The 23,193-nt window shown below is 66.6% G+C and carries 18 protein-coding genes; all 18 read right to left on the minus strand.

Going from position 1 to position 23,193, the window contains the following annotated elements:
* Positions 1-13: 13 nt before the first annotated feature.
* The gene (locus ACYVKM_RS10420) at positions 14-733 is read right to left on the minus strand and encodes a PP2C family protein-serine/threonine phosphatase (protein WP_460877512.1); all 720 of its coding nucleotides are present in this window, start codon (positions 731-733) and stop codon (positions 14-16) included.
* Positions 730-2,298, minus strand: coding sequence for a type VI secretion system-associated protein TagF (gene tagF / locus ACYVKM_RS10425; RefSeq protein ID WP_460877513.1), 1,569 nt, complete (start codon positions 2,296-2,298; stop codon positions 730-732). Before tagF ends, ACYVKM_RS10420 begins: the two co-directional genes overlap by 4 nt.
* A 4-nt stretch (positions 2,299-2,302) precedes the next feature.
* Entirely contained in the window at positions 2,303-5,836 is a 3,534-nt protein-coding gene (tssM, locus tag ACYVKM_RS10430) for a type VI secretion system membrane subunit TssM (protein WP_460877514.1), read from the minus strand.
* A gap of 5 nt (positions 5,837-5,841) precedes the next feature.
* Positions 5,842-7,179 carry a type IVB secretion system protein IcmH/DotU gene (gene icmH, locus ACYVKM_RS10435; protein ID WP_460877515.1) on the minus strand — a complete coding sequence of 446 codons (1,338 nt, stop codon included), beginning with the start codon at positions 7,177-7,179 and terminating at the stop codon, positions 5,842-5,844.
* Between the two features lie 4 nt (positions 7,180-7,183).
* Positions 7,184-8,521, minus strand: coding sequence for a type VI secretion system baseplate subunit TssK (gene tssK, locus ACYVKM_RS10440; RefSeq protein WP_460877516.1), 1,338 nt, complete (start codon positions 8,519-8,521; stop codon positions 7,184-7,186).
* Between the two features lie 67 nt (positions 8,522-8,588).
* Positions 8,589-9,914 carry a type VI secretion system-associated FHA domain protein TagH gene (tagH, locus tag ACYVKM_RS10445; protein ID WP_460877517.1) on the minus strand — a complete coding sequence of 442 codons (1,326 nt, stop codon included), beginning with the start codon at positions 9,912-9,914 and terminating at the stop codon, positions 8,589-8,591.
* Entirely contained in the window at positions 9,911-10,468 is a 558-nt protein-coding gene (locus ACYVKM_RS10450; RefSeq protein WP_460877518.1) for a DUF6931 family protein, read from the minus strand. Before ACYVKM_RS10450 ends, tagH begins: the two co-directional genes overlap by 4 nt.
* A 12-nt stretch (positions 10,469-10,480) precedes the next feature.
* Positions 10,481-12,490, minus strand: a complete 2,010-nt coding sequence (locus tag ACYVKM_RS10455; RefSeq protein ID WP_460877519.1) for a type VI secretion system Vgr family protein — start codon at positions 12,488-12,490, stop codon at positions 10,481-10,483.
* A 121-nt stretch (positions 12,491-12,611) separates the two neighbouring features.
* Complete coding sequence (locus ACYVKM_RS10460) at positions 12,612-13,940, minus strand: tetratricopeptide repeat protein (RefSeq protein ID WP_460877520.1); 1,329 nt, start codon at positions 13,938-13,940, stop codon at positions 12,612-12,614.
* Positions 13,941-13,993: 53 nt separating this feature from the next.
* Positions 13,994-14,281: a PAAR domain-containing protein gene (locus ACYVKM_RS10465; protein WP_460877521.1), complete on the minus strand. Its 288-nt coding sequence runs from the start codon at positions 14,279-14,281 to the stop codon at positions 13,994-13,996.
* Positions 14,282-14,338: 57 nt separating this feature from the next.
* A complete protein-coding gene (locus ACYVKM_RS10470) occupies positions 14,339-14,824 on the minus strand; it encodes a hypothetical protein (protein ID WP_460877522.1) in 486 nt (161 codons plus the stop codon).
* 245 nt (positions 14,825-15,069) lie between these two features.
* Positions 15,070-15,438: a hypothetical protein gene (locus ACYVKM_RS10475; RefSeq protein ID WP_460877523.1), complete on the minus strand. Its 369-nt coding sequence runs from the start codon at positions 15,436-15,438 to the stop codon at positions 15,070-15,072.
* A 143-nt stretch (positions 15,439-15,581) separates the two neighbouring features.
* The gene (tssH, locus tag ACYVKM_RS10480; protein ID WP_460877524.1) at positions 15,582-18,314 is read right to left on the minus strand and encodes a type VI secretion system ATPase TssH; all 2,733 of its coding nucleotides are present in this window, start codon (positions 18,312-18,314) and stop codon (positions 15,582-15,584) included.
* An 82-nt stretch (positions 18,315-18,396) separates the two neighbouring features.
* A complete protein-coding gene (gene tssG, locus ACYVKM_RS10485) occupies positions 18,397-19,419 on the minus strand; it encodes a type VI secretion system baseplate subunit TssG (RefSeq protein ID WP_460877525.1) in 1,023 nt (340 codons plus the stop codon).
* The gene (tssF, locus tag ACYVKM_RS10490) at positions 19,383-21,266 is read right to left on the minus strand and encodes a type VI secretion system baseplate subunit TssF (RefSeq protein WP_460877526.1); all 1,884 of its coding nucleotides are present in this window, start codon (positions 21,264-21,266) and stop codon (positions 19,383-19,385) included. The genes tssG and tssF overlap by 37 nt, the downstream gene beginning before the upstream one ends.
* A 10-nt stretch (positions 21,267-21,276) precedes the next feature.
* Entirely contained in the window at positions 21,277-21,780 is a 504-nt protein-coding gene (gene tssE, locus ACYVKM_RS10495) for a type VI secretion system baseplate subunit TssE (protein WP_460877527.1), read from the minus strand.
* A gap of 12 nt (positions 21,781-21,792) precedes the next feature.
* The gene (locus tag ACYVKM_RS10500; RefSeq protein ID WP_460877528.1) at positions 21,793-22,584 is read right to left on the minus strand and encodes a type VI secretion system accessory protein TagJ; all 792 of its coding nucleotides are present in this window, start codon (positions 22,582-22,584) and stop codon (positions 21,793-21,795) included.
* 60 nt (positions 22,585-22,644) lie between these two features.
* Positions 22,645-23,148 (minus strand): Hcp family type VI secretion system effector, encoded by a 504-nt coding sequence (locus tag ACYVKM_RS10505; RefSeq protein ID WP_460877529.1) that lies wholly within the window; start codon positions 23,146-23,148, stop codon positions 22,645-22,647.
* Positions 23,149-23,193 lie beyond the last annotated feature (45 nt).

The raw sequence follows: 23,193 nt of genomic DNA on the forward strand, positions 1-23,193 counted from the left end.
GAGGCGGTCTTCTTCAATCCTGGAGCCGCACGATGACGGCGGAAACGTTGTCGCGCGCGGCGCGGCCGAGCGAGGTGTCGAACAAATCCGCCAGCAGTTCCTGCGGCGGCAGGTTGCGGCGGCAGGCGAGGTCAAGCTCCTCGTCCGACATCTCCTTGTTGATGCCGTCCGAGCACAGCACGAACTGCATGTCCGGGCGGTTGCCGGCCACCACCCAGTCGACGAACAGCGATGCCTCGGCGCCGATCGCGCGGGTCAGCGCACCGGCGCCGGGCTGCGGTGGCCCGGGTTGCCCGCCGAACTGGGTGACGTCGTCCTTGACGCCGTGCACGTGGTCGCTGGTGATCTGGCGCAGGCGACCGTCCTCGAAGCAGTAGGCGCGGCTGTCGCCGACCCAGCCGCACAGCATGAAGTCCTTGTCGTGCACGAGCACCACCACGGTCGAGCCGATGATGTCGACACCGCGCTCGGCGGCGGTGTGCAGCAGGTCGGCGTTGACCTGCACCAGCGCGTCCTCGATCGACTCGATGAAGTCGAACACGCTGCCGGATCGCGGCAGGGCCGCCAGCCGCTCGACGATCATGTTGCTGGCGTAGTCGCCCGCCGCATGGCCGCCCAGACCATCGGCCACCACCCACAGGCCGGCATCCTCGCGCACCAGGATGGCGTCCTCGTTGTGGCGGCGAACCTTGCCCGTGTCCGTGCGGCCGGCAGAGAGAAAGCGTGTCGTCATGACCTGATCTCGATGACGGCCAGCGGCCACCGGGCCGGATCGGACCCGAGGCTGGCGGCGGTGGCGATTCGCGCGCGCGCGTCGTCGCAGGACGGCATCGCGAGCGCACGGGAAAACACGTCGGGACTCAGCTGCACCAGCACGCGGGTTGCGACCAGCAGCAGCCGGTCGCCCTCCTCCACCGCGCAGACGACCTCGTCGCACAGCGGCTGCGTCGCCGCGCCGAGGCCGGGCGCGAGTGGCGAGCTGCGGCTGAACAGCAGATCGTCGAAGTCGCCGGGGCGTGCCGTGTCGTCGTCCGCGCGCACCGCTCCGCCGGTGGCGAACAGCGGTTGCAGCTGGCCGCGTCGCCAGTGCCACGCGGCGGCAGTGCCGATGCGCAACAGGTCGGCCCAGCGCTCGGTGATGCGCACGGCGATCAACGCGCCGTCCTCGGGCACCGGATCGATCAGATCCTCGCCACGCAGACGCAAGCGTGGATGCAACGCCAGCAATCGCGTGCGCAATGGCTGCATGCCGGCGGCGAGTTCGCCTGCGTCCAGTGCCGCGACCGTCGCGCCGCTCAGCGCCGCCGCCTGCCGGCGCGGATCGGGTGCACCCTCGTCGGCGGCCACCACGGTCAAGGCGACGTCATCGCGCTGCAGCACCACCACGCCACTGGAAGGCGCGCCGGCATGTATTTCGCCGACGGCTTCGTCGCCTGCCGGTGTAACCGATGCCGACGGCATCAGATCGGCGAACACATCGGACAGGTCGTCGGGCAGCCGCGCCGGCGGCGCGGCGATCGTTGTCACCGATGGCGCGACCGTCTCGTGCGACGCCGGCGCGTTCGCCGTCAAGCGCCCGAACACACCCAGCGACTGCCACGACGCACCCGTCTGCGCGGCATCCAGAAAGCCCGCATATGCCGACGGCTGCGGCAGGCCGCGCGTGGCCACCACGCTCGCCGGTACCTGCCCGGCTCCGCGCGTCCACCACAGACACCACGCCTCGCGGGTGGCGGCGAGACGCGCCCACAACTCGGTCAGCTGCGCACCGACGGAAGCCGGCGCGAGCGGCAGTCGCCACTGCGCCGCCACAGACCAGTCCACCGGCGGCAGCTCCGTTGGCGTCGCCACCATCGCATCGAGTGGCCCGGGCAAGCGCGTCACCTGCGCGTCGAACGCGTCTGCATGCATCGAGACGTCCGCCTGCGCGACGGTGTGCACGCGTTCCAGCGCATCGAACCAGTCGTCGCCGCGCAGCGCCTGCGTCACCGATGCCGGGTCGGCCAGCGGCGCGGCCAGCACCATCGGGAAGCAACGGCCCACGCGATCGGCCGCCGGGCCCGTCACACCGGCCCACGCCGATTCGCCGCATACGCCCTGCGCCAGCACGAAACGCCACACCGGACTGCTGCGATACGCCGCATGCCAGCCCTCGCCGAGCGCGCCGCGGCTGGCGTCCACTGCCTGTTCGAAGCTGCGGTCCCAGATTTCCACGAAACGTGCCGGCAGCCGGCGCTGCACGAAATCCCCTGCACCGGGAAGCTTGCCGAAGAATCCCACCCCTGTCGGATTCGGCATGCGTTTATCCCCCGCACCTGAAGCGTTGCACCGTGGTGTCGAGGAATGGATTCTTGAGGTTGCCGGCCTGGAGCGTCACCTTCGCGACGTGGCCGCCGAAGTCGAAACTGGCGACATAGCGCAGATCCGACTGCTTCTGCAGGTGCGCCGCCTGCAGCGCGTGGAAGAACGCCCAGTCGCCCTGGTAATCGAACGTGCTCAGCAGCGTGCCGGTGGTGTCGTACGCCGAGATCGCGACGTGGCCCGGCTGCGGCCCCGGCCACTTCATCGCCATGCTGGTGGTGCCGCCGGGCTGGTACTCGTACTTCTGCCCGCCCACGTCGATCGCCAGCTTGCCGATGCCCGCGTCGAGCTGCGGCGCCACGAGGGTGAAATCCACCTCGGGCGTGCTGCCGTTGTTGCGGAAGTACATCTGCTTGATGGTGTCGGCCAGCTGCATCTGCGCCAGCATGCCGGGCGAACCGCTGACCGCGCCCGGCCCGCTCTTCCACACCCAGCTGCGGCCACTGGCGTCGACCAGTTTCTCCAGCGTCTGCTTGTAGAACGTGTCGAAGCGGCCACCGTAGCCGAACAGCTCGGCGAAGTTCTGCAGCGGAATGTCATTGCGGCTGGCGGGCGCGAACGGATAGCGGTCGCGGGTGAAGTCGGCGCAGTCCTTGCCCACCGTCTGCTGGAACTGGTCGCCCAGCGCGCCCTTGGTGCCGCTGGCCACCAGCGCCTGGCTCTTGCCGGTAAGCGCGGCGACCCAGCCTGACACCGGCGGCGGCAGTTGCGCGGCCTCCTGCTGCGCCAGCAGCAATTGCGGATTGGGCTGGCCGGCGGCGCCGCTGAAGTCGGTCATCGTCAGCAACGTCTTGCTGAGCTGGTCGAGCACGCTCACGGTGTGATCGATCGGCGTGGCACCCGGCGCGCCCTCGCTGAGCTTGTCGAGTGTGTCGAAGTGCGCGCTGATCGCCGCACCCGGCTTCGCGTCGCTGTCGGCGGCAGGCGCGCCGCCGGCATTGGCCAGCGCACGGCTCAGCGCATTCTGCGTGGCCTTCTGTGCGGCTTTCTTTTCCGCCGCTTTCTCCGCTTCGGCCAACGCCTTGTCACCACCCGATTCCGGCGGCGCGCGCAGCAGGTCGCTGGTGTTGTCGTGTACCAGCTTCAGCAGCGCCTTCAGCGGTGAGCTGGGACCGGACAGCTTGGCCGCGATCGCACTGGCGTCCTGGATGTTGCCGATCGGCTGCAGTTGCAGATCAGCGAGCAGGTCGTCCCACGCCTTGATGTAGTCCGTCTGGTACAGCGCCAGCACTTGCTGGCTCAGGCGCGCCTGCGCAATGGCATCGATCTTGTTCGCGCCGAACACCCAGTCGTCCTGGGCGAACTGCTTCACCGCCTGCGCGATGCCCTTGTCCGCCTCGTGCGCGAACATCGGCTGGGTGTACAGCGCGGGCAGCGGCTGCGACAGCGACGCACCGCTCTGGCGGCGGAACACGTTGCCGAGCAGGCCCAGTTCCTTGTCCAACTGCAGCGGCGGATAGTCCGTGCTGCTGTCGGCGCCGAGCTTGAGGCTGCCGTAGATCAACGTGGACAGGTCGGCCGTGCGCAGCGTGCTGCGCGCCTGCTCCACCAGTGCGTCGTCCAGCGTCAGCGCGCGCAGCTGGCCGGGCTGATCCACCAGCGCGTGGAAGTGCTTCGCCAGCGCCTGCTGCAGCACCGGGTCATTCGGGAACACCTTGCGCCACTCGATGTTGGTCAGCGCCACCAGCTCGTCGGCGTTCTGGTGCTTCGGCTCGCCCAGCATCAGATAACCCTTGAGGTAGTAGTACAGCGCCTGAGGATCGCCCGCGCTGCTGGTGAGCCCGCTGCGGAACTGCGAAGCCACGCCCGGCAGCAGCAGGCCGTTGAGCTCGCGGACATACGCATCGTGCACCTCGTCACCCACTGCGTGGCCCTGGTACAGGCCGAAGCGCATCAGCAGGGGCACGTGCCCCTGGTACTGCTGCGCCACGTCCTGCACCGCCGACATCGATTCGAGCCGCTGCAGCACCTGCGCGAAGTATTCCTTCTGCGTGGTGGCGCCGCTGAGATCGGCCTTCACCGGCACGTTCTGCAATGCACCCTGCACCTGGGCCAGGTAATCGCGGTTGTGGCCGTAGCTGCTGGCGAAGCCGGCCAGCAGCAGCACCGTCACCAGCAGCACGCCGGCATACGACGACGCCTGCAGCAGGATCTTCTGCCGCTCCAGCGCGGGATTGGTGCCGGCGAAACCGGACTCGCGGAACAGCACATCCTTCAGCAGCCGCTCGACGAAGAATGTGCGCCGCTGCGCACCCGGCGCCTGCACGCGCGAGGGATCGAGGCCGAATGTACGCGCCACCGCGCTCATCATGCGGTCGATCGGCGTGCCTTCCTGCGTGCCGGAGGTGAGATAGACACCGCGCAACAGCGGTGGCGTGCCGTACTGGTGGCCGCTGAACACGCCCTCCACGAACTGCCGCGCGATCTCGCGCAGCGCGCCCAGCTGCTGCGGGAACGACAGGATCGCCGCGCGCCGGTTGCGGTCACGCTCGGTGTGCAGGCGATCGAGGATGCGCGTGTTGAGCCGATCGAGCAGCAGGCTGAACTCTTCGTCGAAACGCCTTGCCGCGCTGCCGTCCATGGTCTGCCCGACCGGGAACGACACGCCCCAGACCTGGCTGCGCAGCTCCGGGTTGAGATCGTCGAAGAACTCGCCGAAACCGGCGATCAGGTCGCACTTGGTCAGCACCAGGTACACGGGCACGCCGATGCGCAACTGCTCGACCAGCTCGTCGAGCCGGCGCCGGATCGCCGCGACATGTTCCTGCCGGCCGGTCTCGTCCAGCACCAGCAGGTCGGACATGCTCATGGCGATGATCACGCCGTTGATCGGCCGACGCTTGCGGTACTTGCGCAGCAGCGTGAGGAACTCCGTCCACGCCGAGGCATCCGCGGCACGGTCGGAATCCTGCGTGGTGTAGCGGCCGGCGGTGTCGAGGAACACCGCCTCGTCGGTGAACCACCAGTCGCAGTTGCGGGTACCGCCGACGCCGCGCAGCGCTTCCTTGCCGAAGCGCTCGGACAACGGAAAGTTGAGTCCGGAATTCTGCAGCAGCGTGCTCTTGCCCGACCCCGGCGGCCCGATCACCATGTACCACGGCAGCGTGTACAGATTGGCGCCGCCGCGGCGGCTCTTGCGCAGCGTGTCGACCGCTTCCTGGAAGCGACCCTGCAACTGCGCGCGCTCGCTGGCGCTACGCTCGTCGCGGTCGCCGCCCTGCGCATCCTGCCCGGCCAGGTCTCCGGACATCTGCTTCGCCTTGCCGCGCGCGCGAAGTTGGCGGATCTGCAGCCACACCAGCCACACCACCACGATCAGCACGATCAGCAGCAGCCGCGCCAGCGCGCTGGCCAGCGGCTGCGACTCACCGATGCCCAGATAAGGGCCGCCCAGCCAGATCAGCACCGCCAGCAGCACGATGCCGACGAGGGTGATGAACCAGCCGGACTTGAACAGCGTCAGAAGCTTTTTCACGATGCTCAGCCCTCCGGGATGTACATGAGTTCCACGCGCCGGTTGCGCGCGCGGCTGGCCGGAAGGCTGGGTGGCAGCGCGATCGGCTGCGAAGCGCCCGCACCGCTGGATTCGAGCCGCCCGGGATTGTCCAGGCCCTCGCCGAGGATCTGCAGCACGGCGTGCGCACGCGCCGCCGACAGCGCGAAGTTGTCCTTGAACTTCAGCGAATGGATCGGCTGGTCGTCGGTGTGGCCCACCACGATCACCCGCCCCGGCACCTGGTTCAGCGCCGCGGTGATCGCGTGCAGCAGTGGTACTTCGGTGGCGCTGACGTCGACGCCGCCGGAGGCGAACATGTCCGCTGCGCTCAGTCGCACCAGTTCCTTGCCGTCACCCTGCTCGACGATCGCGAGCCGGCCACCCTGCTCCTGCGGCGCCAGCAGCTCCTTCAGGGTCTTGTGCACCGGCTTGGGCAATCGCGCGGCGTCCGGCGGCGTGGCGCTCTCCAGCCCGATCTGCGCCACCTGCGCGCTGGCCGGCGCGGACAGCGTGTTGAGCCGCGTGTAGAGGTACAGGAAGGTGCCCAGCAGCACGCAGGCCGCGGCCGCGGCAATCACCCACAGCGGCACGTAGCGGATCAGAGGATTGCGTCGGTCCTCGATGCCGCGCCAGTGCGGTGCCAGTTCCTGCGCCGCCGGCGCACGCTGCGACTTGATGCGCCGGTACAGGTCCTCCTGGATGTCGGCCAGCTTGGCGCGGCCGCCCGCCTCGATCTGGTAGCGCCCGGCGAAACCCAGCGCCAGGCAGATGTACATCAGCTCGATCAGGTCGATATGACGCGAGAAATCCGCGCACAGGCGCTCGAGGATCTGGAAGAACTTCGCGCCGCCGTACGACTCGCCGTGGAACGTCACCAGCAGCGTCTTCTGCGCCCAGCCGCTGTGCTCGCCCCACGGCGCATTGAGCACCGCCTCGTCGAGCATCGCGCACAGTACGTAGCGCGCGGCGGTGGTCGTCTGGGTGGAAATGTTCGCCGCCTGCGCATGGCTCTCGAACTTGCGCACCTGCTCGATCACCTGCTCGCGCAGATGCACGGCATTCGGCGGCGACACGCTGTGGCGCAGCTGCACGCCCAGCAGCAGAAGCGGGCTGGCTGCCTGCACCAGCGGATTGATGCCGCTGCCGAGGAATTCGCTGATCTCCGCCGGCGCGGCGGATGGCCGGTACGGCGCGGGGCCGCGCGCAGCGGCGGGCGGCGGGTTCGGAGCCGCCGGTGCGGGAGCGGATGTCGCGCCACGCGGACGCACCACGGTGGCGTCGCGCAGCGGATCGTCGTCAAAGGGACCTTTCGGAGTGTTCATACGCTCAGCCCCTGATCGCCCACAGTTGCAGGTCGAGTCCGGCGAACTCGTTGCCGAAGTGGAACGCGATGCCGCCGGACGTCTTCAGCTCGCGCCACATCGCCGAGTGCTTGTCGAACTCGAAATACAGATAGCCGGCGTTGTAGGGAATCTGCCGCGGCGCCACCGGCATCGGCGTCACCGAAATGCCCGGCAACTGCAGGTTCACCAGATCGCGGATCTTCTCCACCGAACCGATCTTCGACTGCGCGGGCAGCTGCCGGCGCAGATCCTCGGACTTCATGTCGGCCTTCGCCGCCAGCACGAACGCCGCGGTGTCAAACAAGGTCAGGTCGGGCACCACCGCCACCCACACACCGAATTTGCGTTGTTGCAGCGGGATCGGTGTGGCGGTCTGCTCCATCACCGCGCTGAGGCTGTTGCGCAGCGCCACGATCACCGGCTCGAAGCTCTCGCGCAGCGCTTCGTGACGATAAGGCGGAAACATCGGCGGCCGTTTGCCCGGTGCGGTGAACGTGGCCAGCTCGCCGGCCATCGACACCAGGGTGCGGTAGAACTCCTCCGGATGCAGCACCGGTGCCGCCGACAGGTGCGCGATCAGCGGCTGGCAGCGGTTGACTACTTGCAGCAGCAGGAAGTCGGCGATCTCGGCCGCGCCGCCGCGATCGGTCACCGCGACGCGACTGGCCAGCGCCTCGCCGCGCTGATGCAGCAGGCCCAGCAGTTCGGTGAGGAAGGTGACCAGCCGCGGCACCGCCTGGCAGCTCGACGCGCTGGGCATGAACGCCTCGTCGAGCAGCACGCGACGGTCGGCGCGGCACTCCACGATGCGCGCCAGCGGCATCTGGGTGAGCCCTTCCATCGGTTGCGACTGCGGCAGCAGGCGGCTGCTGAGGCCACCCACCTCCAGCGGGGTCAAACCTTCCACGCTGCCGGAGGCGTCGCGCACCTCGGTCTCGCGCACGCGGAAGCGGAACAGCTTCTCCGCCGGCGCTTCGGGGCGGCCGCTGTCCGGCTGGGTGGGCGAGCGCAGTGGCAGGGTGAGGTACACGGTCTGGTCGCGCCAGTTCGCGTCCACCTCCAGCGCGGGCGGCAGCGGATCGTCGCCCGGCATCGAGAACGGCGTGCCATCGGGGAACACGCCCCGCGCGCGCTTGATGCCGAGCTTGCCGATCGCCAGCAGGTCGGATTCAAGCTCCAGTTCGTGGAAGCCCCAGGTGTACGGACGCAGGCCGCCGGCACGCAGCTCCACGAAGCGCTCCAGGTAGCGTTCCTGCTGCTGCATGTGCTGGGGCCGCAGGAACAGCCCTTCACTCCACACCACCTTGTTGTTCTGCGTCATGCGTCGCGCCTGGTCATCTCGAAAGTTTCCGTGGCCGGCGGGGTCGCCGGTGCTTCATCGTGTCGTATCAGCGCCGCCGCGCCTGCTCCGCGCGGCGCGCCGACTTCAGCCGCGCCAGCTGCTCCTCGTAGGCACGCGCGAACTCGTCGCCGAACAGGCGGCGGAAACACTCGTCGGGGTTCTTCATCAAACCCTCGTAGTGCTCGCGATAGCGCTCCCAGTAGCGCCCCTTGCCGCCGAACGCGGCACGCTTGGCGCCGTCCGCCTCATGCTCGAAGCGATCGGGATTGAAGTGCGTCAGCAGCGCCTCGAAGCCCGCGCGCACACCGGCCAGCATCGCCATCTGGTGACAGCGGATGTCGTCGAACGCGTCCTGGAAGGCGGCCGGGCCGGACAGGAAGGCCGCGTTCGGCGGCGCCATGATCTTCTGCATCGCCTCGTCCACGCCCAGCGCGAACTTCAGCGGATTGTTCTCCGAGCGCTGGATGATCGTCACCGGCAGGCGGAACGTGTTCTTGATCTCGGCGCGCGCGCGCAGCACGTCCATCACGCCGTCCACCACGATGCGGAAGATCGGATCGAGTTCGGACGGCAGCGACGGAGCGCTCGCCGCAGCCGCCATCGGCGCCGCGGGTGGCGCAGGTGCTGGCGCTGCCGCGGGTACCGGCGCAGCGGGCGCCACCGGTTTCGGCGCGAAGTCGCCCGTGGTGAGGTCCCAGTTCTCCGGCAACGTGCTGGCATGGCGCTGCACGTCGGTGGTCGGCGGGCGGAAGTGGTCCTCGGTGCCCGGCGTGTGATTCCAGCTCGACGCAGGCGCTGCAGCGGGCGGCATCGACTCGGTGGATGCGAACGGCGCGTCGAAGAAACTCAACGGATCGAGCTCGGCGCCGGGGCCGGCAGCCTGCGCGTCGGGAATCAGGCTGCCGCCCGCCGGCACGGCGTGGCTCGGCGCACCGCGCGACGGCGCGAGATCAGGCAAGCCGAAGTCGAACGGATCGGCCAGCGGTTCGACAGGCGTCGCACGCGGCTCCGCCCGTGGCGTGACCTGCACGATGGTCTCGCTGTCCTGCTCCAGGCGCACCGATACTTCGAAGGTGTCGATCTGCAGACGGTCGCCGTCCTTCAATGCCGACGGATCGCCCTTTATCAGCGGTGCGCCGTTGAGCAGCATGCCGTTGGTGCTGCGGTCCTCGATGAAGTAGAGACCGTTGAGGTAACGGATCATCGCGTGTACGCGCGACACGCCGGCCGCGCTCAGCACCCAGTCGCAATCCTCGGCGCGGCCGATGCTGCCGTCCTTGCCCGCAAACGCCTTCTGGCTGCGGCTGCCGAACTGCGCGGCCTGGTGGCCGATGACGGCGAGCATCAATGTCTGTGGCGTGGACACGCTCATGCTTTCCTCGTGTGATTGCCAGCACCCGTGCTGGTGTTGAGCAGCTCCATCGCGCGGGCGATGAAGTCGGCGCGGCGCGGTGCGAATCGGTCGGCCACCAACCCCGCCATCAGGTTGATCGACGCCACCGCGGCGCAGGCGGTGAGATGCTCGGCCGGCGGCACCGGCTTCTGCTGCGCAGCCGGGGCCAGGCTGCCGCCGGACCAGCCGGCCGCCGCCGCCAGCCACGCACCGAGCGACTTGTAGCCGCCCGCGTTGGCGAACTCGAGCGCGGCGCGGCGATTGTCCTCGCTCGGTTCGCGCACCCACTTCTCGGCCAGCGATGCGCCGGCCTTGTCCTCCAGCGACAATGGCTGGTCGCGCGCACACTGGCACAACCACGCCACCGCGTAGCGCTTGGGCAGCAGGCGCGCGAGCAGTTTCAGCGCATCCGGCGCCTCGCCCGCGTCGAGCAGCGCCTGCACCGCCGCCTGCGGCGTCATGCCGGGCTGCAGCCGTGCACTGGCCGGTGCGGACAGTTCCATCTGGGTGGACGCTTGCATTACTGCGGACATGGATGCGTCTCCTCAGCCGATCATGATGATGCCGCCGGACAACTGCGCCATGCCGTCGCCCTTGAGCGTCAGCATCGGCCCTTTCACCGTGGTCATCGCGCCGCCCTCCACGCTCATCATCGCGTCGGAGTGCACCTTCACGCTGGCGCCCGCACCGATGTCCATGGTGGCGCCGGCCTTGACGCCAACCTCGGTCTGGCCTTCCACCTTCACCGACATGTCGCCGATGATCTTGACGTTGACGCCGTGGATCTCGATCTCGCCGGAACTCTTCATCACGATGCTGGACGCACCGGTGACCAGTTCGATCTGGTTGCCCGCGCTGAGCTTGAAGTTCTGCCCGATCGTGGTGGTGCCGTTCTGGGTGACGTCGAGCTTGTCGTCGTTGCCCACCGTGTGCTTGCGGTCGTGCTTGATGTCGGCGGTCTGGTCGTTCTTGATGGTGATCGTCTCGTCGTGGTCGATCGCCACCACGTGATCGTTCTCCACTTCCTCGTGCATGTCCTTCTGCGCGTGGATGAAGAAATCCTCGCTGCCGGCCTTGTCCTCGAAGCGCAGCTCGTTGGCATCCGCCGTGCCGCCCAGCAGGCTGCGGCTGACGATGCCGCTCTGCGTCTTGTTGTCGGGCAGCGCGTACGGCACGGTGTTCACCGCGTTGTAGACGCTGCCGATGATCAGCGGCCGATCCGGATCGCCCTCGAGGAAACTCACCACCACTTCCTGGCCCACGCGCGGAATGCTCACCGCGCCCCAGTTCTTGCCCGCCCATGGCGACGCCACCCGCACCGGGCAGGAACTCTGCGCGTTCGGCTTGTCCGGCGTGTTCCAGTGAAACGTCACCTGCACGCGGCCGTACTGGTCGACCGCGATGTCCTCATCGGTATCGCTGCCGGTGACCACCGCCGTCTGCAGGCCCACAATGCTCGGCTTCACCGCCGTGGGCAGGCTGCGGTAGGGCTGCTGGCTCGTGATCGCCTCGAAGCTGCAGCTGAACGGCTCGGCACCCGCGCTGCCGGAAACGTAATCGGACTCCTCCAGCCTGATCAGCGTGCCGACCACCAGGTATTCCTGGTCCAGCGCCTTCTGCGGGAAATCCTTCAGCGTGAACAACGCGCCGGTGGCCACGCCACAGGCATCGGTGCTGCCGGCGTACTTTGCGTGCTGCGCATTCAATGCCTCCACACGCACCCGCGCATAGCGCTGGCCATCGGTGGTCAGGTCGTGCGAACCGGGATAGTCGAACACGTCCAGCCCGGTGACGCCGTGATAGTCGGTACCGTTGTCGATCGACTCGGTGGCCAGCAGCGACGTCTTCGGCTTCAAAGGGTCGTAATCGGTAAGCTGGTACTTCAGCGAATGCACCGAGCGCGCCGCGCTCCATGCGCCGATCGTCGCCGCATTGCGTTTGCCGCCCTGCGTCGGCGGGCAATACGGAATGGTCTCGAACGACTTGACCGCCGCGTGTGCACCCAGGCTATCGGCCAGCACCATCGTGTGTGTGCTGTCCGTGTGGGTGAAGTAGTAGTAGATGCCTTCCTGTTCCATCAGCCGGCTGATGAAGTTGAAGCAGTCCTCGCGGTACTGCACGCAGTAGTCGCGCGTGGGGTAGTTGCCGCTGAGATCGACCTTGACGTCAGCGTAGCCGATGTCGCCAAGCACCTGCTTGACGATGTCAGGCACGCTCATCTTGGTGTAGATGCGACAGTCCATCTTGCGCGTGAGCAGCCAGGGCTTGGGCACCAGGGTCGCGTGATAGGCCGCGTACTGCACGTCCTTGATGCTCTCGAAACCGGTCTGCGCCGCCTCGCTGACGATGCCGTTGAAATAGCGCGTGTAGCCATCCGGTGCCACCAGTTTCACCGTCATCGGCTTGCCGAGCAGCTTGCGCAAGTCCACGCTCGGGTTCGCGCTGAGGAACTGCACCTTGCAGTCGAACAACTTGCCCAGGTGTTCCGACGCAACCATGCTCGCAAAGAGCAGCGCGTCGTCATGCCGGGAACAAATGGTTATCGCGTGAGTCATCCGAACCGCCTCCGCGGACGGGCGATCCGCTTCAATGTCCACATCCCGTCCATCGTCATACCCCTGTCGTCACCGATCCGCCTGCTGCTTACCGCCCGCTCACGCCCTGCACGTCCCGACCCTATCCATCCGTTCGCCGTGCCAGCACCACCCAGCCGTCCACCCACTGGCCGAACTCCTTGCGCAAGGTATCGGCGGTGATGCGCACGTCCTCGAAACCCGCCGACTGCAGCATGCGCTCCACATAACCGCGCGAATGGCGATAGCGGCCACTGGACGTCAGCTCGATCTCGCCCGCATCGCCGGCCATCGCCTCCACCGTAAAAGCCAGCCAGCCAGCGGGCCGCAGTGCCGCCCGCGCCGCAACCAGCACCGGCAGCAACTCGCCGAAATATTCCAGCGTATCGGCGGACAGCACCACGTCGTAGGCCGCCGGATGCGCCCGCAGCCAGGCGGTGAGCTCGGCTACCTCCAGCTCGTCGTAACCACCACGCTGGCGTGCTTTCCCGATCATGCCGCCGGACAGATCCACACCGACCAGGCGGCGTGCGAACGGGCGGATCAACGGCGCGCACAGACCCGTGCCGCAGCCGGCGTCCAGCACGTCCAGCGCAGAGGCCGGCGCGGGCAACACCTCGCCCAACGCATCGATGAGCACCTGCGGCGCACGATAGTTGAGGTTGTGCAGCAGCTGCTCGTCGAAGCTGTCGGCGAAACCGTCGAACAAGTTGCGCACGTAGGCGTCATCCGCGCGTGGCGGAGCATCGGCGCCGCCGCAGGCCGCCAGCATGTGCCGCGGCACCGGATTGTCCGCATCCCGCGCCAGCCAGTCGCGGTACACCTGCACCGCCTCGTCGCGGCGCTGCAATGCGTACAACGACACGCCCAGTTGCTCCAGCGCGCGCAGCAAGCGATCGTCCAGCGCGAAAGCGGTGCGAAAGCACTCGACCGACTGTTCCATATGTTCGATGTTCTGCGCGTAGTTGCGCAGGAACAGGCCCAGCAGGTAATGCCCCGGCGCAAACTGCGGCGCCTGCTGCACCAGCTTCGTGTAGGCATCGAGCGCCTCTTCCCCGCGCTCCTGCGCCTCCAGCACCACCGCGAGATTGCTCAGCGCCTGGTAATGCTGCGGCCCGCACGCCAGCGCGCGTCGGTAGCATGCCTCCGCCTCGGCCAGACGCCCGCGCTCCTTGTGGATATTGCCCAGGTTGTTGTGCGCATCCGGATGCCTAGGCGTGATCTGCAGCGCCGTCTGGATCAACTCCACGCCCTCCTCGCTGCGCCCGCGCTGGTGGCTGAGCACACCCAGGTAATGCAGCGCATCCGGCTGCGCCACGCGCAGTTCCAGCACCTCGCGATACAGCCGCTCGGCCGTGTCCAGGTCGTCTGCCTGATGCGCCTGCATCGCCTGCTTCAGCACGACAGCATGGTTCGGGGCAGCCATGCGCATGGCTGGCTCGCGAACGACGACGTTGGACGAATTGCGGTTCACACCTGCCCCCATCACCCGATCAACACCGTGAAACATCCCAGCACGATCGTGCCGCCGTGCGCGCAGGAATCGCCCATGCGCGCCGCCGGCTGTCCGCCAATCAATACCTTCGGCGAACCCACGATGATGCTGTCCGGTGGCCCCACGCACACCGCCATGTCGCCCACTCGCGCTGCCGGCAGGCCGCCGATCAGTACCGTGGGCGCACCGGGCGCGGAAATCGGGCCGCCGACGTGCGGCACGATGCCGGTCACCATCGGGCAGACATGCATGTCGGTAAGGCGGGCAGCGGGTTGCATGGCTATTTACCTCGGAAAGCAAACAAAAAGTGAACCTGATCCGCTTCGCTCCATCGCCTACGGATTGAAACATTCGATAGCGCGACCACCAGCCGCAGCAGCAGCCCAGTGACCCGCCGCGTTATTAAGAATGGTCTCCTGAGCCTGAGACAGAAAATAATTGACGCTGCCAATCTGATTCGCATTATATAAATAACCACTTGGCGGGTGCCTTCTGGTCACTGCCGTTGCAAGAATTCTACACAATGGATTACCGGGAATCGTATCGTAGATATAACCGAGATACTCCATCCACATATGCGTCGGGGTTACATCGCCTGGATATTCAAACTCCCCATAGATGATGCAATTGTGTGTCGTGGAAGAAGATATCCTGGCAGGCAAGAACTGGGTTACCTTTTGATCATGGGTTCCCGCATAGTTTTCGGTAAACAGCATCGTGCCCAAAGCGACGATGTTGTTGTTGACGTTGGTCGCCTGCCCATCATTCACCCAACCATCGATGGCCCATACCCTGCAGCTGCACCCTAAATTAAAAGCCATTCTCTCTCTCCCATGATATTAACTTTCGACCATCAAACGAAGAAAAGCGCCGGTTTCACTTGTTTGACCAGGCATGCGGATCGGAAAGTTAACCCAGTCATTTTTCCTGCCAACGGCGTTGCCCAGGAAGCGCAACGAGTCGATTTCTCATCCACCCAGCACTGCATGCACGCACATAGCGCAGCGCCCTTGGATTTGACATAGACCACCTCGAACGTCAGCGCGTCGAACCTCATTTATCGGATCTACATCCACCGCGCGGGTGGTTGTCCTTGACCAACCTGCCCGCTCGCCGTGGGCGCCACGACAATGTCTCCGAGATGCCCGAATGTGATATCGACGCTGCTCCAGCTCGTCGTATCGAATTCCTCCAGCTTGTCAAATGCGTCGTTCAACTCGCCGACAAAATCGTAGAGCGGTGCCATTTCTGTCGAACCCCAGACATTCCTCGCCCCGATCAGATAAATCGCGGAAACCGTCCCGATCAGCGCCTGCTTCGAGCGCATGTTCTGGACGACCTGCAGTGGCGCGACACTCGCCATCCCGGTAACTGGCCGCGAAAAATGCCCACCGACGACATATGCGGGATCCTTGTAGACGACCGTCAATGTCATGCAGGTGTTTATTCCCGGGTAGACGACATCCTCGCCACCTGCATGGCAAGCCCCTGTCTGCCCCTCCGTAAGTCTCATGCCTTCTCCTGACTATGTTTGGATAAAACAGAAAACGGGATCGGGTTCACTTCTGGCCCGACGGCTCAGGCAAACGCATACGAAAACCCTGCATCGCCGGTTCCGACCTTCACCCCCGTCACCGGCACGCCTTCGATCATGCGATTGAGGAACTCCCGCGAAACATCCGGCAACATGCTGTTAGTCAGAATCGCATCGATCATCCGGCCACCCGATTCGCTCTCGGTGCAGCGGCTCACCACCAGCCTTACCACTTCGTCGTCGTAATCGAACGGAATGCGGTAGCGCGCTTCGATGCGCTTCTTGATGCGGTTGAGCTGCAGCTTCACGATCTCGCCGAGCATCTTTTCGCTGAGCGGGTAATACGGAATCGGCACCAACCGACCCAGCAAAGCGGGCGGGAAGACCTTCAGCAACGGCTCGCGCAATGCCTTGGCCATGCCGTCGGGATCGGGCATCAGCTCCGGGTCCTTGCACAGGCTGGCGATGAGCTCCGTACCAGCGTTGGTGGTGAGCAGGATCAGGGTGTTCTTGAAGTCGATGGAGCGGCCCTCACCGTCTTCCATCACGCCCTTGTCGAACACCTGGAAAAAGATCTCGTGCACGTCGGGATGGGCCTTCTCCACCTCGTCCAGCAGCACCACGGAGTACGGCTTGCGGCGTACGGCTTCGGTGAGCACGCCGCCTTCGCCGTAGCCGACGTAGCCGGGCGGTGCGCCCTTGAGCGTGGAGACGGTGTGCGCTTCCTGGAACTCGCTCATGTTGATGGTGATGAGGTTCTGCTCTCCGCCGTACAGCGCCTCGGCCAGCGCCAGCGCGGTTTCGGTCTTGCCGACGCCGGAGGTGCCGGCGAGCATGAACACGCCGATCGGCTTGCTGGGGTTGTCCAGGCCCGCGCGCGAAGTCTGGATACGCTTGGCGATCATCTCCATCGCGTGGTCCTGGCCGATGACGCGCTGGCCCATCAGCCTGGCCAGGTTCATCACCGTCTCGAGCTCGCTCTTGACCATGCGGCCGACCGGGATGCCGGTCCAGTCGGCGACCACGGAACCGACGGCAACATAATCCACGGTGGGCAGGATCAATGGATGCTCGCCCTGCAATTCGGCCAGTTGCGCCTGCAGGCCTTTCAGTTGCTCCAGCGCGGCGGCACGCTCGGCATCGCTTAGCGCAGGCTCCGGAACGATGGTCTCGGCTTCGGCGTTCGCGGCCTGTTCCAGCTTGCTGCCGGTGCCTTCCACCGGTGCCGCGTCCCCGCGCAACTTGGCGCGGCTGGCGAGGATCTGTTCGACCAGCACCTTCTCGGCCTGCCAGTCGGCTTCGAGCTTTTCCAGTCGCGTCTTCTGCGTGGCGAGCTTCTCGTTGGCATTGGCCTCGCGCTCGGCCACGTCCACGCCCACGGTCTTCTCGCGGCCGATAATGCCCAACTCGGTTTCCAGCGCCTGGATGCGCTTGCGCGTGTCGTCCACTTCCGGCGGCACCGCGTGCTGGCTGATGGCGACGCGGGCGCAGGCGGTGTCGAGCAGGCTCACCGCCTTGTCCGGCAGCTGCCGCGCGGGGATGTAGCGATGCGACAGCCTGACCGCGGCTTCCAGCGCCTCGTCGAGAATCTGCACGCGATGATGTTTCTCCATCACGCTGGCGACCCCACGCATCATCAGGATGCCCTTCTCCTCGCTGGGCTCGTCGATCTGCACGGTCTGGAAGCGCCGGGTGAGCGCCGGGTCTTTCTCGATGTGCTTCTTGTACTCGGCCCAGGTGGTGGCACCGACCGTGCGCAGGTTCCCGCGTGCCAGCGCGGGCTTGAGCAGGTTGGCGGCGTCGCCGGTGCCGGCCGCACCGCCGGCGCCGACCAGGGTGTGCGCCTCGTCGATGAACAGGATGATCGGCTTCGGCGACGACTGCACTTCCTCGATCACCTGGCGCAGGCGGTTCTCGAACTCGCCCTTCATGCTGGCGCCGGCCTGCAGCAGACCGACATCGAGGGTGCGCAGCTCCACGTCCTTCAGCGGCGGCGGCACGTCGCCGTTGGCGATGCGCAGCGCGAAGCCTTCGACCACGGCGGTCTTGCCCACACCGGCCTCGCCCACCAGCATCGGATTGTTCTGGCGGCGACGCATGAGGATGTCCACCACCTGCCTGATCTCCTCGTCGCGACCGACGATCGGATCGATCTTGCCGTTGCGCGCCTGCTCGGTGAGATCCACGGTGAACTGGCGAAGCGCTTCCTGCTTGCCCATCTGTGCAGGGCCCATCGCGCCGCTGGCCTCGCCCGGCGCGGCGCCACCCATGTGGAAACCGTCGCTGGCGCTCTGGCCATCCTCGGGCGAGCCTGCCACCACTTCGGCGAACTTCTCGGCCAACGCCTCGGGTTTGATCTTGTCGAACTCGGCCGAGATGCCCACCAGCACGTTGCGCAGGTGGCGCGTGCGCACCACACCGACCATGAGGTAGCCGGTGCGCACCTGCGCCTCGCCGAACATCAAGGTGGCGAACACCCAGCCACGCTCGACCGCTTCCTCGACGTTGCTGGACAGGTCGGAGATGGTGGTGGAACCACGCGGCAGGCGGTCCAGCGCGTCGGTGACGTCGCGCACCAGGTTCGACGGATTCAGGTTGAACTGCTTGACGATGCGGTGCAGGTCCGAATCCTGCAACTGCAGGATCTGGTGGATCCAGTGCACCAGTTCCACGTACGGGTTGCCCCGCAACTTGCAGAACACCGTGGCGCTCTCGATGCCGCGATAGGCCAGCTTGTTGAGCTTGCCGAACAGGGCGCTGCGACTAATCTCGGCCATGAATCTATCCTTGCGGTTGCGATGGCGGCACGACAGCGGTCGCCGCGACGATGAAATGGACGAACGGTGGAAAAGCCATGCGCTACCCCACCGGCTTGAGTACGACGTGATCGGCGTCCGCGCTCTGCTGCAAACGACCCAGCCAGGTGGACAGGCCCATGCGGCCGGCCTGCCCCAGCCGCGTGACGGGCACCTCGGCCTGCTTCAGCACGAGCTGCACGTCCCAGGCTTTTTCCTCGCCCACGTAGGTCTTCGCCGCGGCCACCAGCTGGCGCAGCGCCTCGCCACCGGGCAGGAAGTTGTTGAACTGCGCGCGCGTCAGCGGCCCCAGGCGCAGGCGGAAGCGCTGCTGCGAGCCCCACACGTATTCACCCATCACCGCGGTGCGGCCCATGCCGGCCACTTCCGGCGAGGCGCCCAGCCGCAGATGCGCGGCGTTCGGCAGGCGCATCCATTCGGCGACGAACTCCACGATGCGCACCGGGATATGGAAGAAGTGTTCGAGCAGGCTGCGCAGCCCCTCGGCATTGCGTGCCTGGGTCAGCAGGCGACCGGCGAAGAAGCGCTTGTACTGGTCCGGCAGCGCGTCGCGACCGTCGAGGTTCGGTGTCGACAGGCCCACCAGCGCGCCCATGTACAGGCGGAAACGGTCCTCGTCCGGACGATCGAGCTGTACCGTCGGCTGCGAGTCCGCCCAGGCGCGGTAGAGCAGGCTCAGCATGCGGTGATGGAAGATGTTGGCGAACGCGGTGAAGGTGGCGTCCTTCGCGTTGCGCTCTCGATCGAGCGCGTACTCGGTGAGGTGCAGCGGCAGCGGCGCATTCGGCCCGAACAGGCCGAGGAACAGACCATGCAGGCGCGCCGGCTTGCCGTCCGCGGCGGGCTCGTAGCGATCCACGGAACGCGGCGCGAACGCCAGCGTCGGCGTCTGGCACAGGCGCACGGCATCCTCGGCCGGCTTGGTCGATTCGCCCAGCCGCGGCCGCTCGGGATGCGCGCACTCGATCAGGCGGAGCGCCTCGAAGAAATCGAAGGCTTCCGGCTGTTCGCGCAGCGCGCGCTCCAGCGCTACAGGATCTGTCGTTTGCCGAGTCGGGCGGGCCATCGGGCCACCTCGTTGCGTTCCAGGGTGCGCAGCACGGTCTCGGTGAACGAGTTCACCGAGACGTACCGCGCGAAGAAGTGCTGCATCACCGAGCCGAGCAGGAAGGCGCCGGTGCCCTCGAAGGCACCGTCGTCGCAGGTCAGCGTGATCTCCAGCCCGCGGCCGAAGCTGATCGGCCCCGGCACCGGAATGCGCCGCACCACCGGCTCGGCACGCACTGCCTTGATGCCCTCGATCTGGCGCCGCGCACCGGCGTCGAACTCGTCGCAATACAGCGTGAGCATCTCGCGCAGCGCCGCGGCGCCCTCCTCGTTGCTGTCGCCCAGCAAGGACACGTAGTTGAGCTGCAGGTGGCTGACCAGTCGCCATGCCGTCTCGCCGTTCGCCGCCGGCGCGCGCGGCTTGGTGGGGCCAGCCACGCAGCGGATCGAGGTGACCGGCGCGCCGGTGTCGAGCGTGAAATCGGTACGCGACTTGCCCACCGGCATCTGCAGCGGCAGGTCGCGGTTGGTGCACAGCAGGCGCATGCCGATCTGGCGCAGCTGGGTCGCATACGGCGCGTCGCTGGCGTCCACCAGCGCGATGAACACCTCGTTGCCGACGTAGCTGGAGCGCGCGCCCTGCAGCTTCTGCCGCGACGACAGCAGGCGCGGTTCGCGGCGGATCGTGTAGAACGCGGCGCTGCCGCTGTGCCAGGTGCGCTCGTCGCTGCCGTAGAACGGCTGGAAGCGCTGCTCGGGTTCCTGGCGATCGCCGAAGCCCTCCACTTCGGTGACGCTGTGGATCTCGAAATCCATCGGCCGCGTGCGGTCCGGCAGGATGTGGTACTCGGTGCGCCCCTGCTGCAGGTGGATGCGGTCGGCGCGGCGCGGAAACAGGTTGATCGCCGGCGTGCAGAACAGCCGGAAGTTGCCCGCGTCCACCGCGTTGTGCAACCGGCTCACGCTGCGGTCGAACAGCACGACGATCTCGAACTCGCTGCCCTGCGAACGCGCCAGCACCGATTTCAGCCCGGTGAACACCGCGAACAGGAAACGTTCCGGACAGGCGAAATATTCCTGCAGCAACCGGTAGCCGCTGAACGAGCGGTCGGTGTATGGCAGCAGCGCCTCGTCGTCGGCGAAACCCTTGTCGTGGATGGCGCCGGCGTCGAAGCTCTCGCTGATCGTGCCACCCGCGCCCGGCGTGCGCACCACGTAGCCGACCGCATTGCCGAGCAGCTGTTCGTACAGGCGCTTGGGCAGTTCGTCGGCGCCGGCTAGGAACACCGGCAGCTCGTCCAGCGCCAGCATGTTCGCCTGCGCACCGGCGGTGACGGTGAACTTCAGCCGCAGTCCCGCGCGCACCGTCTTGTTCGCCGGCATCGGCACACCGGCGGCGGCGAGCGCGGCGGGTGTCTCGAAATACTTCGCCTCGACCAGCTCCAGCGGCCACAGCGTGACGTCGTGCGCGGTGCGATATTCGCAGGCGGTACGCTCGTCGTGCCCGGTGAGGCCGCGCAGCGCGATGTGCCGCGCCACCGTGTGTCCGGTGGCCAGCGCGCTTTCCTTCGGATCGGGATGCAGTTGCACCACCGCCATCGAGGGCACCGGCGCGAGGTAATGCGGATAGATCATTTCCAGCAGATGCTGGGTGAACACCGGATGCTGCGCGTCGAGTTTCAGCTGGACGCGCGCGGCGAGGAAGGCGAAGCCCTCCAGCAGCCGCTCCACATACGGGTCGGCGCACTCGAAGCCTTCCATGCCCAGGCGCCCGGCAATCTTCGGATACTCGCGCGCGAACTCGCCGCCCATCTCGCGGACGTGCTGCAACTCGCGGTTGTAATAACGGAGCAGGCGCGGGTCCATGGTCAGGCTCTCATCCGAAGCTCTCCGACACGTTGAACTTGCCCGTCTCCAGGTCCACTTCGGTCTTCAGGTACAGGTTCAGCGGAATCGGCTGCGCCCACATTTCGGATGCGATGTTGAACACCAGCGAGCGGCGATCCATGCGCTGGGCATCGGTGTTCAGGGTGACCTGCAGGGTGCCTGGCGTGAGCCGCGGCTCGAACGCAAGGATGGCGTCGCGCACCTGGCGCTGCAGCACGTCGGCCTTGACGCCCGACAACGCGGTGCCGGTGAGATCGGGGATGCCGAAGTTGAGCACCGAGCGCGCCACCTCAGGGTAGTCGGCCAGATCCTCGTCCGTGCTCAGGTTCACGCAGTTGAGCAGCCACGACATGTCGCGCGCCACGCAGTCGCGCAGCCGCGTGGCCGAGATCACGCGCTTCTCGCGGCTCTCGTCGGCCTTGCCCGGCTCGTCGTCGGTGAGGCGATCGAGCAGCGAGGGCTGCAAGCGTTCCTGGGTAGTGAGTTCGGCCATGACGTATCCTGCTCAGGCCGCGTTGAATGAAATGCTGCGGATGTCCAGCAGCGGGTATTCGCCGGCATCGGTGGCCAGCATGCGCTGACCCGAGCCTGCGTAGCACTCGCCGCCGAGATCGGTCCAGTCAGTCCTGCGCGCCAGCACCAGTTCGCTGTCCGCTGCGCGTTCGGAATCGGGGTAACGGCACGGAATGAAACCCACCGCCTGGCCGCCGTTGCTCCACGTCACCTGCACCGGCGCCCACACCTTGTCGCGCAGGTCGACCGGTGGGTCGAACTGCAGTTCCTTCAGGCGCGCGAACGGCACCCAGGCGTAGCCACCGTTGACGATCATCTCCAGGCACGGACCGAAGCGCGGGTCGGCATCGGCGATCCACTCGAACGGCGTGCCGTCGATGCTGCCGCTCACCGCCTCGGCCTGCTCGAACGCCTGCTCGCGCAGCGGCTGCGCCTGCGCATGCCGGCCTTCGGCCAGCAGCTTGAGCGACTGCAGCAGGAGTGCCAGCCATTGCGCGGGTTCGCCGATCACCATCGGCGATCGCATGCCGGTCATCACGTCCCGCCGTTCCAGCTCGCCGAGCAGGGCCCGACTGTACGCGCCCACCATCAGCGCGTTGAGCGGATCGAGCTCGCCGCTCACCTTGAGCTGGTTCTGCGCACGTTCCCACTGCCCCAGCAGCGACAGCAACTGGAACAGGAACACCCGCGCCTTCGCGTCTGCCGGGTTGCCGCGCACTTGCGCGGTCAGGCCTTGCAGCGCCTCGTCCAACCGACCTTCTTTCAGCATGTTTTCGGGAGTCATGTCCGTGCTCAGGCATAGAGGGGTTGGTGGAACGAGGTCACTGCAGGGGCCGGTTCGAACTCAGGCGCTGGCCACCTGCTGGATGTCGTAGGTGAAGTCCTTCGTGCCGCCATCCTTGCCACCCTTGTCGTCCTGCGGCTGGAACGAATACTTGAACTTGCCGAAGTGCAGGGTGACGTTCTCGGTGAGCTTGTCCTCGCCGCCGCTGCCGCCGGTGGACAGCGAAGTCACCAGCACGCCTTCGGAAAGCTCGATGGTGAGGAAGTCGGTCTGCTCGCCGGTGGCGTTGGTGACGTACAGCCACGCCTGATCGACGCGACCGCCGGTGCAGCAGGCATTGAGCAGCGCGTTGGAGCAGCCGTCCACGTACTTGGTGATGGAGATGTCCTGCACGTGCGCCTTGCCGCCGCTGGCCGCGCCGGCGCCAGTGTGCAGGTCACCGGTGTTGCTCACGCCCCATGACCACGCGAGGATCGGCACCTCGCCCTTGTGCTTCTTGTGGTTGGACGCGCCCTCGATCTTGACCTTGCCCGAACCGAACTTGATGTGCATGTCGAATGCCATGAAACCTCTCCTCAGTTGTCTGCTTGATGGTGGATGCCGTCAGGC

It is taken from the genome of Rhodanobacter koreensis (genome assembly GCF_054782855.1).

What these genes read in the sequence shown, in the direction of transcription:
- ACYVKM_RS10420 (WP_460877512.1), bottom strand. Translation starts at nt 733, where the DNA reads ATGACGACACGCTTTCTCTCTGCCGGCCGCACGGACACGGGCAAGGTT.
- tagF (WP_460877513.1), bottom strand. Translation starts at nt 2,298, where the DNA reads ATGCCGAATCCGACAGGGGTGGGATTCTTCGGCAAGCTTCCCGGTGCA.
- icmH (WP_460877515.1), bottom strand. Translation starts at nt 7,179, where the DNA reads ATGAACACTCCGAAAGGTCCCTTTGACGACGATCCGCTGCGCGACGCC.
- tssK (WP_460877516.1), bottom strand. Translation starts at nt 8,521, where the DNA reads ATGACGCAGAACAACAAGGTGGTGTGGAGTGAAGGGCTGTTCCTGCGG.
- tagH (WP_460877517.1), bottom strand. Translation starts at nt 9,914, where the DNA reads ATGAGCGTGTCCACGCCACAGACATTGATGCTCGCCGTCATCGGCCAC.
- ACYVKM_RS10450 (WP_460877518.1), bottom strand. Translation starts at nt 10,468, where the DNA reads ATGTCCGCAGTAATGCAAGCGTCCACCCAGATGGAACTGTCCGCACCG.
- ACYVKM_RS10455 (WP_460877519.1), bottom strand. Translation starts at nt 12,490, where the DNA reads ATGACTCACGCGATAACCATTTGTTCCCGGCATGACGACGCGCTGCTC.
- ACYVKM_RS10460 (WP_460877520.1), bottom strand. Translation starts at nt 13,940, where the DNA reads ATGCGCATGGCTGCCCCGAACCATGCTGTCGTGCTGAAGCAGGCGATG.
- ACYVKM_RS10465 (WP_460877521.1), bottom strand. Translation starts at nt 14,281, where the DNA reads ATGCAACCCGCTGCCCGCCTTACCGACATGCATGTCTGCCCGATGGTG.
- ACYVKM_RS10470 (WP_460877522.1), bottom strand. Translation starts at nt 14,824, where the DNA reads ATGGCTTTTAATTTAGGGTGCAGCTGCAGGGTATGGGCCATCGATGGT.
- ACYVKM_RS10475 (WP_460877523.1), bottom strand. Translation starts at nt 15,438, where the DNA reads ATGACATTGACGGTCGTCTACAAGGATCCCGCATATGTCGTCGGTGGG.
- tssH (WP_460877524.1), bottom strand. Translation starts at nt 18,314, where the DNA reads ATGGCCGAGATTAGTCGCAGCGCCCTGTTCGGCAAGCTCAACAAGCTG.
- tssG (WP_460877525.1), bottom strand. Translation starts at nt 19,419, where the DNA reads ATGGCCCGCCCGACTCGGCAAACGACAGATCCTGTAGCGCTGGAGCGC.
- tssF (WP_460877526.1), bottom strand. Translation starts at nt 21,266, where the DNA reads ATGGACCCGCGCCTGCTCCGTTATTACAACCGCGAGTTGCAGCACGTC.
- tssE (WP_460877527.1), bottom strand. Translation starts at nt 21,780, where the DNA reads ATGGCCGAACTCACTACCCAGGAACGCTTGCAGCCCTCGCTGCTCGAT.
- ACYVKM_RS10500 (WP_460877528.1), bottom strand. Translation starts at nt 22,584, where the DNA reads ATGACTCCCGAAAACATGCTGAAAGAAGGTCGGTTGGACGAGGCGCTG.
- ACYVKM_RS10505 (WP_460877529.1), bottom strand. Translation starts at nt 23,148, where the DNA reads ATGGCATTCGACATGCACATCAAGTTCGGTTCGGGCAAGGTCAAGATC.